This is a genomic window from Virgibacillus alimentarius (assembly GCF_000709085.1).
GTDB lineage: Bacteria > Bacillota > Bacilli > Bacillales > Amphibacillaceae > Virgibacillus_B > Virgibacillus_B alimentarius.
Genome location: NZ_JFBD01000025.1, coordinates 1 through 16581, shown reverse-complemented (window position 1 = coordinate 16581; position 16581 = coordinate 1). Strand labels below are relative to the sequence as shown.

Here is a 16581-nt window from a genome sequence, read left to right as displayed (position 1 = left end):
AGAAATAAGTCACGTAATAATAGAAAATAGTATGAAGATAATTAGGATGGGATTAAAAGACCTGCGGTAGTATGTCAAGTGAAAATTAAATAGTTTTTTAGTTATCAAGGTACAATTTGCTTAAAAAAGGCAACACTAACCAACTCCAGTAAATATATGTAAAACACTAGAAATTATTCATAGGATTAGAAGCTAATTATGCTTCATGTATTGACGCTCCTTTGGGCCGTGTAAATTAGTTCTTTGATTTGTTTCTCAAATGTGCGAATTATGCCCCAAATGATCCTAAGACCATTTTCTAGGAATATCCCAGAGCGTCCAAGAGATTGATATGTGACTTAGGTGATTAATGTTTTTATGAAGGCATGCACAAACTGAGTTACCTTGAACGAAAGGCGACGACTCCAGTGGGAATAGCATGAGTCTTGAGACCCCACAGCGCACGATTTTTGTGAGCGAGGAGGGCTCAAGCCATGCCCGCGGAAAGTCCGCCTGTAGTGAAAGGTAACGGAGTTATAACAGCTTGTATCATTCATAAATGAATCAGATCAAATAGGCAGAAAACAATGCCTAAATATACTATACGAGGAGAGGAGGAATATGCTTGAAGGATTTTTTACATAAAAAGGGAGTCTCTTTATCGCTAAGAGAATACTTTATTACTGCCCTGAGTTATATGGCACTTGGTTTGTTTTCCTCTTTAATCATTGGGTTAATTATTAAAACAGCCGGTGAACAATTAGAAAGATCATTCCTTATCGATATGGGAAGCTTTGCAATGGAAACGAAGATTATGGGAGGTGCGATAGGTGTAGCCATTGCTTATGGTTTAAAGGCTCCGCCGCTTGTATTATTGTCTACTTTATATGCTGGTGCATTTGGTGCAGAATTAGGCGGACCTGCAGGAAGCTATGTGACGACTTTACTTGCTTGTGAGATTGGTAAAATCGTCTATAAAACGACCCGAATTGATATTTTAATCACCCCATTTGTAACTATTTTGGTAGGCTATTTAACAGGAACATTTATAGGACCACCGATTAATACATTTATGGTTTGGTTCGGAGAGATCATTAATTGGTCAACCATGCAACAGCCATTTATTATGGGAATACTGGTTGCTGTACTAATGGGATGGGGATTAACGGCCCCAATTTCCAGCTTGGCTATTGCAATTATGCTATCTTTAGATGGGCTTTCTGCTGGGGCTGCTACTGTTGGTTGTGCAGCACAAATGGTTGGATTTGCGGTGATTAGTTACCGTGACAATGGAATAGGTGGATTTTTGGCTCAAGGAATTGGGACATCCATGCTACAAGTTGCCAATATTTTAAAAAAACCCATTATTATTCTGCCTCCAACTATTGCTGGAGCTATTTTGGCGCCTTTTTCCACCGTATGGCTCGGGCTGGAAAACAATGCCTTAGGCGCAGGAATGGGAACAAGCGGATTTGTTGGGCAAATTATGACCTTTGAATCGATGGGTTTTTCGATGAATGTATTATGGAGTATGATCATTTTACACATGATTGCTCCAGCGTTCATTAGCTGGATTATTGCATTTGGATTCAGAAAAAAAGGATGGATTAAGCCAGGAGATATGAAGATAGAGTATGAATAATCATTTGTCTAAAGCCTTTCTTCCTTGTAAAATAATGCTAATAATAGGAATGTGGGGGGCTCATATTGGATAAATTCATGGAACGAGCAGTACAATTAGCTTTTGATAATGTGCAGGATGGTGAACAACCCTTTGGAGCAGTTCTGATGAAAGACAATGAAATTTTCACTGAGGGAGTAAATGAACTGCATAAAACACATGATGTAAGTGGGCATGCGGAATTGCTAGCTATTCGTCGTGCGCAAAGAAAACTTAAGACCGATGATTTATCTGCATATACGATGTATGCTAGTGGAGAGCCCTGTCCCATGTGTCTGACTGCAATGTATTTTGCGGGGATAGAAATAGTATACTATTGTGCTTCGATCGAACAGGCAGCACAATCGGGATTAGGCAAATCGGCAATGATTTATAAAGAGTTGCAGCGAGAAAGACTTGAGCGTTCTATTAAAATGGAACATATGCCTTTAAAAGATGGACAAGAAGACCCGATGAAACTGTGGAGGAAGTAAAAGAAAGGCTGTCTCATAGCAAGCGAACAGAGACAGCCTCTTATTTGTGTTATTTTTGAGGTTGAGATAATGAAAATTGCTACATTCCTTTAAAAAATAAAAAGCCATCATTTTGTTAAAAAGTCCATGGGAAATGTGGAAAACATCACAACGTGAATAAGACAAAATCATGTATGGTCATAGGGACACGGGTGAAATTAATTTGGAGGTTAACAAAATGTCATTTTACGATTATCTTGTCTTTATTCATGTTTTTTCAGCTATTATAGGAGTAGGTCCGGGGTTTGTTATGACTTATATTGTTACAAAAGCATCTAACATGACAGAATTGAAACATGCTTATAGACTTAGAAAACGTATACATGTATTCATTATGATAGGAGGAGCACTCTTATTAATTACAGGAATATGGATGGGGTTGATGAATACCTATTTATTTCACCAGGGCTGGTATATTATTAGTTTCATTCTTTTTATGATTGTACTTGGCTTCGGACCTGCGTTGCTAGCCCCAAGGTTAAAACCGATAAAAGAGATTCTAAAAAGATACCGGGGTGAAGAAATACCTGAAAAATATTATCATTTGTCAAAACAATTATTTTTGTATGAACGCATTACAAATTTAATATTAATTGTGATCATCGCATTAATGATATTAAAACCATTTTAATTAAATTTTATTGCCGAAAAAGACAATCGCTTGTTGCAAAAGAAAATAGATCATGCTATATTTTTAAACAATATATTTTTAGTTAATGGGGTAGAATTCCCTCACTATCGAGGATTTGTTTCAACAAATGAAGGTAAGTGAAAGGAGTGCTTAAAGATGAAAAATGTAACATTGGAGCAAATTTTTTTGCATCCCATTACACAGAAGTATTTAAAGCGTTCCGGAGTTGCCCATGCAATAGCCGTGGCAGAAAACGCCTTTATGTTTGCGAAAAAGTACCGTATTAATCCAGACCATGCGGCAAAGGCAGGATTGCTTCATGATGTTGGTCACTTTACATGGTATCGAAATGGTGAGTGGGATTATGATTTGTATAAAGAAAATGATATTCATGCGATTAAAGGAGCTAGCCGTGCGCACAAATTGTTGATTCGAATAGGTGAAGACCGGCATGCGGCTAAAGAAATCGCGGTTGCAATTCTATTGCATACGGACTCCTACTTGCCAGCCGGGGAGTTAAAATTAACGCCATTGCAGCAGGTCGTCACATTAGCAGATGAAGCGGATGAAGAGGATGGAGGAAGTCATCATTACAGGAAAATTGACAGTGATCAGGCATTAGAATGTATTCGTGCACTAGATAAATGTATTGCAGAAGAAAAGAATTTATCTCAAAAAATTGTGTGAGAATCACTTCTCACGCAATACATAACACGGCTCCTGTTTTTACATAGATAGAAAAAAAGTAGAAGATAGTACATCCCCTACTTAAACGAATGAAAATGATTATAGATTACTAGTTTGTGATTTTTTCTATATATTCTTCTAATGTTAACTCATTAATCATGATTTCTTTGGCTGCTTTTTTGCCGACATAACGTATATGCCATGGTTCGTATTGGTAGTTTGTAATATCTTCTTTTCCTTTCGGATAACGGATAATATATCCATAATCTGCTGCGTGCTGTTGAAGCCATTTACCTTCCTCTGTCTCCCCAAATTCTATGATTAATTGATTTTCAATACTTGGTGTTGTTACATCCATTGTTAAACCAGTCTGATGTTCACTTTCACCAGCTCTTGCACTAAAATTGTTTGCAGCTTCTTTACCATGTTCTTGTGAATTAGATGCAAAAATAGCTTCCTGTCTTTCAAACGATCTATACCCTGATTGCGCAACTAAATCCAGCCCTGCTTCCTCACTAGCCTCAAACATTTCTTCTAAAGCCTTTGCAGCAACTTTCCTCATTTGTTTTTTTGGCAAATCTTCCGTAAAAGGGAAAGGAATATCTGGTACAACGAGATCCACCGGTGTGTAGTCTGCAGGCAATGCACTTTGTTTATTTACAACGGATAAAATTTCATATGGGTTTGCTACCGTTTTATCCTTTGCACCGCTGTCCTTTTCAGGCTGTTTAAGTCCTGATCCTGGATTTATTTCTTGCTTATCTTTAACAGCTTTATTAATGGCTTCTTTTGTATCCATATCATATATACCGGTTATATCGAGATCATCCAGCTGTAGTTGGATATCCGTAATTGCCCAAGTGGTTTCTGCATCAAATTTTCCATTTGCTTCAATTGGATAGTTGATTTCTTTCAAAGCCGCTTGGAGATGTTGAACAGATTTATCTTGATCTCCCTTTTGCAGCGTTTTATCAGGTAGATCTTGCTTTTCGTTTTTGTTTAATTCCTCCGCAGTTGTACGAGAGTCTGTATGATTCTCTTCGTCCGTACTATTGGCTGGGCTACTGCATGCAGTGATAAATAAAAGCGATGCAGCAAGGATAAACATCTTCAAACTTTTCGTAGACATTGTTTCTCGCTCTCCGATCAAAATTCATGTAGAATGATAGTTTCTTTTTCATTTCATAGGTTATATTTTCTCATTAGTTGCTGCAAGAATCAATTATTGTTAATACTCTTTTTTAGCAAATAATTGACAAATCTCTATAATAACGTTTGTTGCTTTTTCCATATTATCAACGGAAATATACTCAAACTTTCCGTGAAAGTTTTCTCCTCCTGTAAAGATGTTAGGTGTTGGAAGTCCCATATAAGAAAGCTGTGAACCATCTGTACCTCCGCGAATTGGTTGTACAATGGGACGGATGTCCAAATTTGTCATCGCTCGATGGGCAATATTAACAATTTCTTTAACAGGTTCAATTTTTTCACGCATATTATAATACTGATCGACCATTTCTAAGTGGACGCATGTTTCATTATATTTCTCTTTAATGTCATTCACAAAGTTTTCCACCAACTGTTTTCTTTTGGCAAATTTTTCTTTATCAAAGTCACGTATAATATAAATTACTTCCGCCTTTTCAACATCACCGTTTACGGCCATTAAATGAAAGAATCCCTCATAGGATGAAGTATGTTCAGGTGTCTCCAGCTCCGGGAATTTGCTGATAAATTCAGCAGCTATTTTCCCTGCATTAATCATTTTATCTTTTGCTGTACCAGGATGAACACTGTTTCCTTTAAAGGTTACACGAGCAGCTGCAGCATTAAAACTTTCATACTGTAATTCGCCAAGTGGTCCACCGTCAACGGTATACGCGTATGAAGCATTGAAACGGCTTACATCAAATTTATGCGGACCCCGGCCAATTTCTTCATCCGGAGTAAAGGCGATGCGAATCGGTCCATGTTTAATTTCTGGATGATTAATCAAATAGGCCATCGCGGTCATAATTTCAGTAATCCCAGCTTTGTTATCCGCTCCAAGTAAAGTTGTCCCATCGGTTGTAATCAATGTGTGCCCTTTGTATGTAGGTAATTCAGGAAAATCAGCTGCTGATAAAACAACATCCAATTCTTTATTTAGTACAATGTCATTCCCATCAAAACTTTCTATTACCTGTGGTTTTACATCTTTACCTGTGAAATCGGTTGCGGTATCCAGGTGTGCTAAAAAGCCAATTGTTGGTACGTTTTTATCTGTATTTGAAGGAAGTGTAGCCATCACGTATCCATAATCATCCATGGACACATCCCGCATACCAATTTCCTTCAGTTCGGCTATCAGCACTTTGGCCAGTTCCAATTGTCCTGGTGTAGAAGGTGTATTATCATTATCATCATTGGATTGTGTATCGATTTTCGCATATGTAACAAAACGGTCGATAAGTTCTTTTTTCATGATAACAACTCCCATTATAATTTATCTCTATCGTATCATATCGAGTTGTTTTTCTATATAGAATGTTCTTTAAGATGTATGATGGAAGAAGAAAATAACATTGAAATAAAATGGAGGGATTTCATGTCTTCTATTATAACGGTTGATCGTTTGAAGCGACGATTACAAAATGATCAAAACAATACGATGATTATTGATGCCCGTTTTCAATTAAATGATCCAGATGCAGGGAGAAAGGCTTATTTGGATGGGCATATTCCAGGTGCAGTTTATTTGGATCTAGATAAGGATTTATCAGGAAGAATTGCGAAACATGGAGGGAGTCACCCCTTACCAGATATAGATACCTTTGTTGCAAAAATAGGTCATATTGGAATTGACAATGACACTACCGTAGTTGTTTATGATCAGCACAATGATATGTTCGCTGCAAGATGCTGGTGGCTGCTCCATTATATTGGACATGAAAAAGTATATGTGCTTGAAGGCGGTTATAACGAGTGGATAGCAAATGGCAATGAAGTGACAACTGATCTCCCTAAACTTACGGCGAAAGAATTTAAACCAGCGTTGCGTACGGATGAAGTAGTTGATATACAAGACGTAAAGGAAAAAAAGGAGGAAACAGTTCTCATTGATTCCAGGGCTAAAGATAGATACTTAGGTCAACAAGAAACAAGGTATAAGCGGGCAGGCCATATTCCGGGCGCAAAAAACTATTTTTGGAAAGATGTTTTAACAAATCACGGAAAATGGAAAAATAAGGATGAATTAGATCGTCATTTTGAGCAATTAGATAAGGACAATGAAGTTATTGTGTCATGTGGGTCTGGGGTATCTGCATGTCCAAACATCATGGCTTTAAAAATAGCTGGTTTCCAGAATGTTAAATTATATCCTGGTAGCTTTAGTGATTGGATCTCCTATGATGAAAATAAAATAGAAACAAAGGAAGAGTAGACGATGCGAAACAAGCGTTGTGCGTGGGTAACAGAAGACCCACTTTATATCAAATACCATGATGTTGAATGGGGTATTCCAACTCATGATGATCAAAAGCTATTTGAAATGATCACACTTGAGGGTGCGCAAGCTGGATTAAGCTGGATAACAATTTTAAAGCGTAGGGAAAATTACCGGACTGCTTTTGATAATTTTGATCCAAAGACTATAAGTATGTATAGCGAGGAAAAAATACAAGACTTACTGCGGGACGAAGGGATTATCCGCAACAAACGCAAGGTTCGTTCTGTTATTACGAATGCGCAAGCTTTTTTACGCATTCAAGAAGAGTTTGGCAGCTTTGATCATTATATTTGGCGGTTTGTCGGCGGGGAGCCCATTTTAAATAACTGGGAAACCCATGATGAAGTGCCTGCTTTGACAAAAGAATCAGAGCAAATGAGCAAAGATCTAAAAAAGCGGGGCTTTAAATTTGTAGGACCAACGATCTGTTATGCGTTTATGCAAGCAACAGGGATGGTCAATGATCATACAAAAGATTGTTTTTTATATCATAAAAAGAAAAGTAATCCATAGTAAAAGAATAGAAGAAGAGAGGTTGTTTCATTTTAAATGGCTCAACCTCCCTTCTTATAAGAACACCTCACTATATCTTGCTTTTATACGGGGATGTCACTGGATTCATAATCAATTTCAAATCCCATGTCTTTAAGCATTTGATGGTCTCTCGTACCTTCTTGACCGGCAGTTGTTAAATAGTCTCCAACAAATATGGAGTTAGCTGCATATAAACTTAAAGGCTGCAGTGTTCTGAGATTAACTTCCCGGCCACCAGATACTCTGATTTCTTTCGTAGGATTCATAAAACGGAATAATGCAAGTACTTTTAAACAATACATAGGGTTAAGTTCATTTGTCCCTTCTAGCATTGTTCCGTCAATAGCATGCAGGAAATTAACTGGGATAGAATCGGCATCTAAATCTTTTAGAGCTAACGCCATATGTACGACATCAAGTTTGGACTCTTTCATACCGACGATAACGCCTGAACAAGGAGAGATCCCCGCTTCTTTTGCCTTATTGACTGTAGCAACACGATCTTGATACGTGTGGCTTGTTGTAATGTTGGCATGATGGTTTTTAGAGGTATTAAGATTATGATTGTACCGATCCACTCCCGCTTCTTTTAATTGAAGTGCTTGTCCAGGTTTTAGTATTCCAAGGCATGCACATATTTTCATGTTATACTGTTGTTTTATTTCCTTAACTGCGGAAATTACCGTGTTTAGCTCGCGATCTGTCGGCCCTCTCCCACTAGCAACAATACAGTAGGTGCCTGAGTTAAGTTTGTGCGCATTTTCTGCTCCTTTAACAATAGAATCCTTATCCATCATTCGGTATTTTTCAATTGGAGCCGATGAATCTCTTGATTGTGCACAGTAACCGCAGTTTTCCGAACAAGCGCCTGACTTTGTATTAATAATCATGTTCAGTTTTACTTTGTTTCCAAAGTGGTGATATCTAACTTTGTAAGCACCATTTAAAAGTTGAAGAATTTCTTCGTTTGGACAATCGAGTATTTCTAAAGCTTCTTCCTCCGAGATCTCAAAACCATCAATAACACTTGTTGCTAACAAATCCCACTTAGACATTATTTTCCACTCCTTTATTATTAAGCAGTATGTCTTTGATTTTTGATTTTACTGCTAATCAATGTAATTTTTTCAAGTCTGTAAGCTAATGAACCCGCAAAAATAGCAAGAAGAATATCTTTTGGCAGCGGTACAATCATCCACAACCATGCCAGTTTATAGGTGAAACCTTCCGGAGCCTCGAACCAAAATAAATAAGCTGCGTACATCCAGTTGGTTCCAAAGATATAGTTGATGGCAGTACCTGTTAGTGCAGCAATAATATACATCGGCAAGGTTCGCTTCTTTTCTGCTATTTTCCCTGCAACATAAGCAATGAGGATAAATGATATAATAAAACCGAATGTAGGGGAGAGAATCATAGCAATTCCGCCTTTAAATTGTGCAAAAATAGGCGCCCCAGCTAAACCAAGCACCATATAAATAAACATGGAAAAGGCTCCTAGCCTGCTTCCCAGAACGATTCCCGCTAATACTGCAAAGAACGTCTGCAATGTGATAGGAACACCCCCAACTACCAGAAATGGTGCAATGGATGTAATATTGGATCCTACTGCTGTTAAAGCAACAAATAAGCTGCCGAGTGTGATGTTCAGAGGTGTCCATTTTGATTTTTTCATTCTAGTTTAACCCCCTTTATCGTTAACCTTAATTTCATATGGTTAACATAAATATAGATTAACATATAATATTCTTAAAATCACACGTATTTGCAAATTTTTTAAAATAATTTTGATTTTATAAATGTAAAGATTTTCCTACTAGCGCTCTCATATGGTAAACTTAGCCGCAGCTAACGAAAAGAAAGGAAGCGATGCAATGCTATACATCACTTTAAACAATGCTTTAAAAATGCCTCAACTTGGTTTTGGAGTTTGGCAAGTACCAGAAGAAAAGGTAGCGGTAGTGGTTAAAAAGGCATTAAATGTCGGTTATCGATCAATTGATACGGCAAAGGTTTATGAAAATGAAAGGGGAGTTGGAGAGGCAATAGCTGATAGCCGTATTCCGCGAGAAGAATTATTCATTACTACGAAAGTTTGGAATAGTGATCATGGGTATGAAAATACATTAAAAGCATTTGATTCCAGTTTAGAAAAGTTAGGTCTTGATTATATTGACCTATATCTGATTCATTGGCCAACACCCAAGTATGATGATTATATTGATACTTATAAAGCATTAGAAAAGTTATATAATGACGGCTGTGTAAAAGCAATCGGTCTTTGCAATTTTACAGTTGAACAATTGCAGCGGATCTTAAATGAATGTGACGTAAAGCCAGTTTTAAACCAAGTAGAATGTCATCCCTATCTACAGCAAACTGAACTGAAAGAATTTTGTTTGAAGCATGACATATATGTGGAGGCCTGGAGTCCTCTGCATCAAGGAGGGAAAGCATTAAATGACCCACTAATACAGGAAATAGCAAAAAAGCATGGAAAGACGACAGCACAAGTAATTATCCGCTGGCATCTCCAATCAGGTGTAATAGTCATTCCAAAATCAGTTACCCCAGCGCGCATAGAAGAAAATTTTAACGTTTTTGATTTTGAATTGACTGAAGGAGATATGGGCAAAATAGAAGATCTTAATCGTAATGAGCGTAAAGGCCCTGACCCAAATGAAATGAATATACGATAATAAAAGGCGTGGAGAAATCCATGTCTTTTTTAGCTCATTTTTTACGTCCAAACTTTATTTGCAAACGATGAACTAGGTATTTGAATGATACAGAGATGAATAAGCTAATTGTAACCCATCATAAGAAGGGAGGCATATTTATGAGACGACATCGTCATCCTTGGTGTCGGTGTCATAGACCAAAGAGTCCGATTGTTTATCCTGTAAAAGAAAATGTTGTCTTTCATTGTACAGAAGAAACTGTACAACATGTGCATCCTTCACACACAACAATTAAACACCATCATGTTGTAAAAAATGAACATGTATACCCTCATACGACATCAGTTGAAAATTCCACCGAGTCCGTTGATATAAACAAAGGAAATACTTTTTCTCCTCAATCTAGAAATGATGTGGCAGGTGCTATGTATCCAGGTATGAAAAAAGATTGATATAAGCACAATAATTGGTGGTGCTAATATTTTAAGAGCTGGTTAATCATCTCTTAAGTAATATGCTTTGTCCATTACAACGAAGCAAATTATTGGTATGATGTCTGTAGGATTTATAATAGATTAAAAAAGGATGTGTTGATATGGAGGAAGGGATTAATAGGCGTAAGACGGAACATATACGATTATGCCTTGATGATAATGTTGAGGGTGTAAATAAAACAACTGGACTAGAAGGAATTTCCTTTATACATAATGCGCTCCCAGAGATTAACTTTTCTGATATCAAATTAGATACTGAATTTTTATCCAAAAATCTGCGAGCTCCGTTTTTAGTTAGCTCCATGACTGGCGGTTCTGAGCTAGCGGCAAAGATAAATCAAAATTTAGCTCTGGCCGCTGAGGCGAAGGGATGGGCAATTGCACTAGGCTCTACAAGAGCGTTACTGGAAAGTGATGCACATCAGGAATCATTTTTAATCCGTAAACAAGCACCTTCCGTACCATTAATTGCTAACATTGGTGCGGTTCAATTTAATTATGGGTATGGAGCAGAACATTGCCAGCGGATTGTTGATTTAACAGGAGCTGATTCCATTGTCTTGCATTTGAACAGTTTGCAAGAGGTAGTACAAGATGGCGGGGATTTAAACTTTAAAGATCTTTTGCCAAAAATAGAAAAGGTATGTAAGGAATTGAGTGTACCAGTGGGAGCGAAAGAAGTAGGTTTTGGGATTGACGGTACAGTTGCTCGTCAATTATATGATGCGGGAATCAGTTATATCGATGTGGCGGGTGCAGGTGGTACCTCATGGAGTCAAGTGGAAAAGCTCAGGTCCCAAGACGAACTTAAAAAAGGAGCGGCTGAAGCATTTAATAGCTGGGGCATTCCAACCAAGGATTGTATCGTATCTGTTAAAAGCAAGCTTGAGAATACGCCAGTAATTGCAAGTGGAGGGATGAAAACGGGACTAGATGCTGCAAAGGCAATAACCCTTGGGGCTGATATCACCGGATTCGCTCGTCAGTTATTGCAGGCTGCAACTGAATCGGAAGAGGAAGTTATGAGAACAATGGATCAAATTGAATTAGAATTGAAAATGACCATGTTTGGTATTGGAGCCCAAACAATAAAGGAATTAAAAGATACAAAACGAGTCAGCATTATGGGTACCTCATTATTAGAATAGGAATGCTAAAGTTTGCTTTAGCAATGGTTAAAAAATGTTATGAAAAGCAATATTTCGTTTTGAACACGTCCGATTATTTTTCTTTAACCTCCATATACTACTTTAGAATGGAGGTTTTAAATAAGATATGGATAAAAATATGCATGAAAGCAGGGATAGCAGATTTATCCCTATGACGTCGATAACAAGTCGAATGAAAGAAGAAGCAGCAAATGATGTATCTTACTATACAGATCAAATTGTAAACATCTCCTTTATTGGTCACCCAAAGGACGGGAAGTGGGCTTTAGTTGACGCGGGTTTACCCCAATCAGCTGAAGAAATTTACGCAGTAGTAGCTGAACGTTTTGGGGAGGAGAGTAAACCAACAGCAATTTTATTAACGCACGGTCACTTTGATCATGTCGGTGGGTTGGTTGATTTGGTTAAAGAGTGGGATGTGCCTGTCTATGCACATGAATTAGAGTTGCCTTATTTAACTGGAGAAAAAGGCTATCCTGAACCGGATCCAACGGTTGAAGGCGGAATGCTGGCTAAAGTTTCCCCTATGTACCCTAATGAACCGATTAATTTGGGGCAAGCTGTAAAAGCTTTGCCATCAGACCAGAGTGTCCCCGGGTTACCTGATTGGAAATGGGTTCACACTCCTGGACACTCTCCTGGCCATGTCTCCTTTTTTAGAGAAAAAGATGCTATGTTGTTATCTGGAGATGCCTTTATTACTGTTAAACAGGATTCATTTTACAATGTACTAATGCAAACCCCTGAAGTAAACGGACCTCCAAGATATTTAACAACTGATTGGGACGCGGCATGGGAATCAGTAAAAAAATTAGCTGATCTCAATCCGAATACAGTAGTTCCTGGACACGGTGTCATGATGGAGGGAGAAGAACTTAAACAAGGTCTAGTGACGCTCGTAAAAGATTTTAATCATCTCGCCATCCCAGATTATGGGCATTATGTCGATCGCCGAAGTCACTAAAAATATGACTTATGAATTATATTGCTGCACCTCGTTTCTTAAGCACAAAATTATCTATAGCTGGATTGGCTATGCTAAAATACTTACAGAAATGAGGTGTAACAAAATGAAAGTAGATATTTGGTCCGATTTTGTCTGTCCATTTTGCTATATAGGAAAGCGCCGGTTTGAAAAGGCATTAAAAACTTTTAATAAAGATGATCATATAACGATTAAATATAAAAGTTATCAGTTGGACCCATGTGCAAAAAAGAACCCAGAAAAAAGTATCCATGAATTATTAGCAAGTAAATATGGAATGGGTGTAGAAAAAGCAAAAGCTACTAACGCTGATATTGGAAAGCAAGCAGCTGAAGAAGGTTTAAAGTACCATTTTGACACGATGATACATACAAATACATTTGATGCTCATCGCGTTGCTAAATATGCTGAGGCAAATGAAAAAGGTAAGGAAATGACAGAGCGATTATTGAAAGCTTACTTTACCGATACCAGACATATCGCTGATCACGCAACATTAGTTGAACTAGCAGAAGAGGTAGGTTTAAATTCGAAAGAAGTAGCAGCGTTACTCGGTGAAAATGACTTTGCATCACTTGTACGTGCCGAAGAAAGACAAGCAAGGGAAATTGGCGTCAAAGGAGTTCCTTTTTTCGTATTTAATGATAAGTATGCTGTATCTGGTGCGCAACCGACAGAGGTTTTCTTAGACGTGCTTGAAAAGGTATGGATTGATGAAAACAAAAAACCGTTCCTTCATGATCTTAACCCCAAAGATTTAGAAACATCATATTGTACAGGTGAAGGCTGTAAAGTGGAGGAAAATAAATGAACATACGAAAGGTCTTCTTGAATAACTACTCAGAAGGCTTTTTTCATTTGGTCCAAAAATACTATTATTCTAATGATCTATTAAAAAACCGTATGTATTTTATTGAATCTCATTTTTTAATGTGCTATACTCAAATTAAATCTAATTGATAATGAATATCATTATTAATTATAATCATTCAAACATAATAATTATTATTAATTCATTGAGAAGGACATTTTTATGAAAATACGTTACTTAGTTATTGCATTACTAGTTTTATCTTTTACATCTACATTTATAGGTGTGTCTGAAGTATCACCACTTGATATTTTTCACTTAACAGACGATCAGGCGGAAGTGTTGCTTGTTAGCAGATTGCCAAGGCTTTTTAGTATTTTAATTGCTGGCATGAGCATGAGTATTTGCGGGCTGATTATGCAACAACTAAGTAAAAATAAATTCGTTTCTCCAACGACTTCGGGAACGCTGGATTCGGCCCGACTTGGGGTACTTGTTTCTCTAATGATTTTTACTACCGCAAGCCCAATACAAAAAATGTTAGTATCTTTTGCATTTGCGCTTCTTGGTACGCTTGTTTTTATGAAAATTCTAGAAAAGATCAAGTTTAAAGATGCGATATTTATTCCTTTAGTTGGTTTAATGTTTGGGAATATTATAAACTCAATTTCAACATTTTTCGCTTATAAAAATGATTTAATTCAAAATATGACATCATGGATGCAAGGTGACTTTTCCATGATTATGAGCGGAAATTATGAGTTAATGTTTATCAGTATACCTATTCTAATGATCGCCTATTTTTATGCGAATAAATTTACCATTGCAGGTATGGGGGAGGATTTCTCTAGAAATTTAGGTTTAAATTATAGGCAAGTCGTAAACATTGGACTAATTATTGTGGCTCTGGTTACAGCATCTGTTGTTTTGTCGGTGGGAATGATACCGTTTTTAGGATTAATCATCCCAAATATAGTGACAATCTATCAAGGAGACCATTTGAAAAAAAGTTTATTACATACAGCATTGCTAGGGGCTGTCTTTGTTCTAACATGCGATATCATTGGCAGGATTATCATTTACCCGTATGAGATTCCAATCAGTCTGACAGTTGGGGTTATCGGTAGTGGGATATTCATCTATCTGTTAGTAAGGAGACGGAAATATGGGTTATAAAAAGAAGACGATCATCCTGGCAATAATTGCATCAATCTTAGCACTCTTATATGTTTTTTATGATTTAAGTGGAAATATCGGCTATATCTTACCAAGAAGAATTATTAAAGTTGTAGCAATTATCATAACAGGTGGAGCCATCGCATTTTCAACAACTATTTTTATGACGATTACAAATAATCGTATATTGACTCCGAGTGTTATGGGGCTTGATTCATTATACTTACTTATTCAAACATTTATTATCTTTGTTTTCGGGTCAAAATCGCTTGTAATGATGAATAGTAATATTAATTATCTTGTATCTGTAGGGATTATGGCTTTATTTTCACTCATTCTGTTCCGAATTTTATTCAGGGGAGAAAAAAATAATATCTATTTTCTCTTACTAATTGGAATGATCTTAGGGACATTTTTCAGCAGTCTCACTTCCTTTATGCAAGTACTTATTGACCCAAACGAGTTTATGGTTGCGCAAGATCGCATGTTTGCGAGTATCAATAACGTGAATACAGACCTTGTTTATTTATCGATCGCTCTCATGCTGCTTGTTACTTTGTATTATGCACGTTTTAACAAGTACCTTGATGTTTTAGCGCTCGGAAAAGATGATGCTATTAATCTGGGCGTCCCATATGACTATGTTGTTAAACGATTGCTGATCATTGTAGCTATTCTTATTTCAATCGCTACAGCACTAATTGGCCCGATTACGTTTCTCGGTCTTTTAGTTGTTAACGTTGCTTATGAATTCCTGAAAACATTTCGTCATTTTTACCTTATTATTGGATCTATATTAATAAGTATTATTGCTTTGTTAGGTGGGCAATTTATCGTTGAGAAAGTCTTCGTATTTCAAACAACGATTAGTGTCATTATTAACTTTATTGGTGGCGTCTACTTTATATATCTTTTGTTAAAGGAGAATAAATCATGGTAGATATTAAAAGTGTATTTAAAAAATATAATAAAAAGAATGTAGTAGAGGATGTTTCTGTAAAAATAGAAAAAGGAACAATTACTTCTTTTATTGGTCCCAATGGAGCTGGGAAGAGTACATTAATCTCAATGATCAGTCGTCTTATTGCGAAAGATGATGGCGAAATTACGATTGATGGCAAGGATATTACGAAAGCGAAAGGCAAAGATCTGGCAAAGAAAATATCTATTTTGAAGCAGTCCAATTCCATTAATTTAAAATTAACGATTCGTGAGCTCGTTTCATTTGGGCGTTTCCCATATTCTCAAGGAAAATTGAAAAAGGAAGACTGGGAAAAAGTAGATCAAGCGATTGATTATATGGAACTTCGCGATATGCAAGATAAATACTTAGATGAACTCAGTGGTGGTCAGCGTCAGCGCGCACATATTGCAATGGTTATCGCACAAGATACAGAATATATAATGTTGGATGAGCCGCTTAATAACTTGGATATGCGCCATTCTGTACAAATCATGAAAACTCTTCGCCGTCTGGTTGATGAGTTAGGAAAAACAATTGTTATTGTGATTCATGATATTAACTTTGCATCTTGCTATTCCGATCAAATTGTGGCATTGAAAGATGGGAAAATTGTAAAGCAAGGGCCAACATGCGATGTTATCGATGAATGTGTATTAAAAGATATTTATGAAATGGATATCAATATTAAAAACATCGATGACCAACGTATTTGTGTTTATTTCTAACACTAGTAAAATTACATGACTGGATAGGAATGAAGGTTTGTTGTCACTATCAAATAAAAAAA

The 16581-nt window shown here is 36.9% G+C and carries 18 protein-coding genes; 14 read left to right on the top strand and 4 right to left on the bottom strand.

The features are described from left to right. The first annotated feature begins 604 nt into the window (after positions 1 to 604). From GZ63_RS0104875 to GZ63_RS0104855, 4 genes are all read left to right on the top strand, one after another. Entirely contained in the window at positions 605 to 1621 is a 1017-nt protein-coding gene (locus GZ63_RS0104875; protein ID WP_029267422.1) for a PTS transporter subunit IIC, read from the top strand. Positions 1622 to 1686: 65 nt separating this feature from the next. Next, entirely contained in the window at positions 1687 to 2133 is a 447-nt protein-coding gene (locus GZ63_RS0104865) for a nucleoside deaminase (RefSeq protein ID WP_029267420.1), read from the top strand. Positions 2134 to 2350: 217 nt separating this feature from the next. Further along, positions 2351 to 2803 carry a DUF2269 family protein gene (locus GZ63_RS0104860; protein WP_029267418.1) on the top strand — a complete coding sequence of 151 codons (453 nt, stop codon included), beginning with the start codon at positions 2351 to 2353 and terminating at the stop codon, positions 2801 to 2803. A 156-nt stretch (positions 2804 to 2959) separates the two neighbouring features. Then, a complete protein-coding gene (locus tag GZ63_RS0104855; protein ID WP_029267416.1) occupies positions 2960 to 3490 on the top strand; it encodes an HD domain-containing protein in 531 nt (176 codons plus the stop codon). A 109-nt stretch (positions 3491 to 3599) separates the two neighbouring features. Here GZ63_RS0104855 and GZ63_RS0104850 read toward each other — a convergent pair whose 3' ends face one another. Continuing rightward, on the bottom strand, positions 3600 to 4619 hold the full coding sequence (locus GZ63_RS0104850; RefSeq protein ID WP_029267414.1) for a M15 family metallopeptidase: 1020 nt from the start codon (positions 4617 to 4619) through the stop codon (positions 3600 to 3602). 99 nt (positions 4620 to 4718) lie between these two features. Beyond that, positions 4719 to 5954, bottom strand: a complete 1236-nt coding sequence (gene pepT, locus GZ63_RS0104845) for a peptidase T (protein WP_029267412.1) — start codon at positions 5952 to 5954, stop codon at positions 4719 to 4721. 123 nt (positions 5955 to 6077) lie between these two features. On the opposite strand from pepT, the gene GZ63_RS0104840 reads away from it, so the two are divergent. Beyond that, the gene (locus tag GZ63_RS0104840; RefSeq protein WP_029267410.1) at positions 6078 to 6914 is read left to right on the top strand and encodes a sulfurtransferase; all 837 of its coding nucleotides are present in this window, start codon (positions 6078 to 6080) and stop codon (positions 6912 to 6914) included. A 3-nt stretch (positions 6915 to 6917) separates the two neighbouring features. After that, positions 6918 to 7493, top strand: coding sequence for a DNA-3-methyladenine glycosylase I (locus GZ63_RS0104835; RefSeq protein ID WP_029267408.1), 576 nt, complete (start codon positions 6918 to 6920; stop codon positions 7491 to 7493). Positions 7494 to 7576: 83 nt separating this feature from the next. Here the strand turns inward: GZ63_RS0104835 and bioB are convergent, their stop codons facing one another. Then, complete coding sequence (gene bioB / locus GZ63_RS0104830; protein ID WP_029267406.1) at positions 7577 to 8569, bottom strand: biotin synthase BioB; 993 nt, start codon at positions 8567 to 8569, stop codon at positions 7577 to 7579. A gap of 20 nt (positions 8570 to 8589) precedes the next feature. Continuing rightward, complete coding sequence (locus GZ63_RS0104825) at positions 8590 to 9189, bottom strand: biotin transporter BioY (protein WP_029267404.1); 600 nt, start codon at positions 9187 to 9189, stop codon at positions 8590 to 8592. A 199-nt stretch (positions 9190 to 9388) separates the two neighbouring features. Between GZ63_RS0104825 and GZ63_RS0104820 the strand changes: the two genes are divergently transcribed. The 8 genes from GZ63_RS0104820 (at position 9389) to GZ63_RS0104780 (ending at position 16519) form a co-directional block, all read left to right on the top strand. Next, a complete protein-coding gene (locus GZ63_RS0104820) occupies positions 9389 to 10213 on the top strand; it encodes an aldo/keto reductase (RefSeq protein ID WP_029267402.1) in 825 nt (274 codons plus the stop codon). Between the two features lie 140 nt (positions 10214 to 10353). Then, a complete protein-coding gene (locus tag GZ63_RS16380) occupies positions 10354 to 10647 on the top strand; it encodes a CotD family spore coat protein (protein ID WP_051681389.1) in 294 nt (97 codons plus the stop codon). Between the two features lie 143 nt (positions 10648 to 10790). Then, positions 10791 to 11837 carry a type 2 isopentenyl-diphosphate Delta-isomerase gene (gene fni, locus GZ63_RS0104810; RefSeq protein WP_029267397.1) on the top strand — a complete coding sequence of 349 codons (1047 nt, stop codon included), beginning with the start codon at positions 10791 to 10793 and terminating at the stop codon, positions 11835 to 11837. A 127-nt stretch (positions 11838 to 11964) separates the two neighbouring features. After that, on the top strand, positions 11965 to 12822 hold the full coding sequence (locus GZ63_RS0104805) for an MBL fold metallo-hydrolase (protein ID WP_029267395.1): 858 nt from the start codon (positions 11965 to 11967) through the stop codon (positions 12820 to 12822). Positions 12823 to 12928: 106 nt separating this feature from the next. After that, positions 12929 to 13654 (top strand): DsbA family oxidoreductase, encoded by a 726-nt coding sequence (locus GZ63_RS0104800; protein ID WP_029267394.1) that lies wholly within the window; start codon positions 12929 to 12931, stop codon positions 13652 to 13654. Positions 13655 to 13876: 222 nt separating this feature from the next. Further along, complete coding sequence (locus tag GZ63_RS0104790; protein ID WP_029267392.1) at positions 13877 to 14830, top strand: ABC transporter permease; 954 nt, start codon at positions 13877 to 13879, stop codon at positions 14828 to 14830. Then, positions 14820 to 15770, top strand: a complete 951-nt coding sequence (locus tag GZ63_RS0104785; RefSeq protein ID WP_029267390.1) for an iron chelate uptake ABC transporter family permease subunit — start codon at positions 14820 to 14822, stop codon at positions 15768 to 15770. Before GZ63_RS0104790 ends, GZ63_RS0104785 begins: the two co-directional genes overlap by 11 nt. Next, positions 15764 to 16519 carry an iron ABC transporter ATP-binding protein gene (locus tag GZ63_RS0104780; protein ID WP_029267388.1) on the top strand — a complete coding sequence of 252 codons (756 nt, stop codon included), beginning with the start codon at positions 15764 to 15766 and terminating at the stop codon, positions 16517 to 16519. Before GZ63_RS0104785 ends, GZ63_RS0104780 begins: the two co-directional genes overlap by 7 nt. Positions 16520 to 16581 lie beyond the last annotated feature (62 nt).

Bases quoted from the DNA above. Each gene is read 5' to 3' on its own strand.
- GZ63_RS0104860 (WP_029267418.1), top strand. From the start codon at position 2,351: ATGTCATTTTACGATTATCTTGTCTTTATTCATGTTTTTTCAGCTATT.
- GZ63_RS0104855 (WP_029267416.1), top strand. From the start codon at position 2,960: ATGAAAAATGTAACATTGGAGCAAATTTTTTTGCATCCCATTACACAG.
- GZ63_RS0104850 (WP_029267414.1), bottom strand. From the start codon at position 4,619: ATGTCTACGAAAAGTTTGAAGATGTTTATCCTTGCTGCATCGCTTTTA.
- pepT (WP_029267412.1), bottom strand. From the start codon at position 5,954: ATGAAAAAAGAACTTATCGACCGTTTTGTTACATATGCGAAAATCGAT.
- GZ63_RS0104840 (WP_029267410.1), top strand. From the start codon at position 6,078: ATGTCTTCTATTATAACGGTTGATCGTTTGAAGCGACGATTACAAAAT.
- GZ63_RS0104835 (WP_029267408.1), top strand. From the start codon at position 6,918: ATGCGAAACAAGCGTTGTGCGTGGGTAACAGAAGACCCACTTTATATC.
- bioB (WP_029267406.1), bottom strand. From the start codon at position 8,569: ATGTCTAAGTGGGATTTGTTAGCAACAAGTGTTATTGATGGTTTTGAG.
- GZ63_RS0104825 (WP_029267404.1), bottom strand. From the start codon at position 9,189: ATGAAAAAATCAAAATGGACACCTCTGAACATCACACTCGGCAGCTTA.
- GZ63_RS0104820 (WP_029267402.1), top strand. From the start codon at position 9,389: ATGCTATACATCACTTTAAACAATGCTTTAAAAATGCCTCAACTTGGT.
- GZ63_RS16380 (WP_051681389.1), top strand. From the start codon at position 10,354: ATGAGACGACATCGTCATCCTTGGTGTCGGTGTCATAGACCAAAGAGT.
- fni (WP_029267397.1), top strand. From the start codon at position 10,791: ATGGAGGAAGGGATTAATAGGCGTAAGACGGAACATATACGATTATGC.
- GZ63_RS0104805 (WP_029267395.1), top strand. From the start codon at position 11,965: ATGGATAAAAATATGCATGAAAGCAGGGATAGCAGATTTATCCCTATG.
- GZ63_RS0104800 (WP_029267394.1), top strand. From the start codon at position 12,929: ATGAAAGTAGATATTTGGTCCGATTTTGTCTGTCCATTTTGCTATATA.
- GZ63_RS0104790 (WP_029267392.1), top strand. From the start codon at position 13,877: ATGAAAATACGTTACTTAGTTATTGCATTACTAGTTTTATCTTTTACA.
- GZ63_RS0104785 (WP_029267390.1), top strand. From the start codon at position 14,820: ATGGGTTATAAAAAGAAGACGATCATCCTGGCAATAATTGCATCAATC.
- GZ63_RS0104780 (WP_029267388.1), top strand. From the start codon at position 15,764: ATGGTAGATATTAAAAGTGTATTTAAAAAATATAATAAAAAGAATGTA.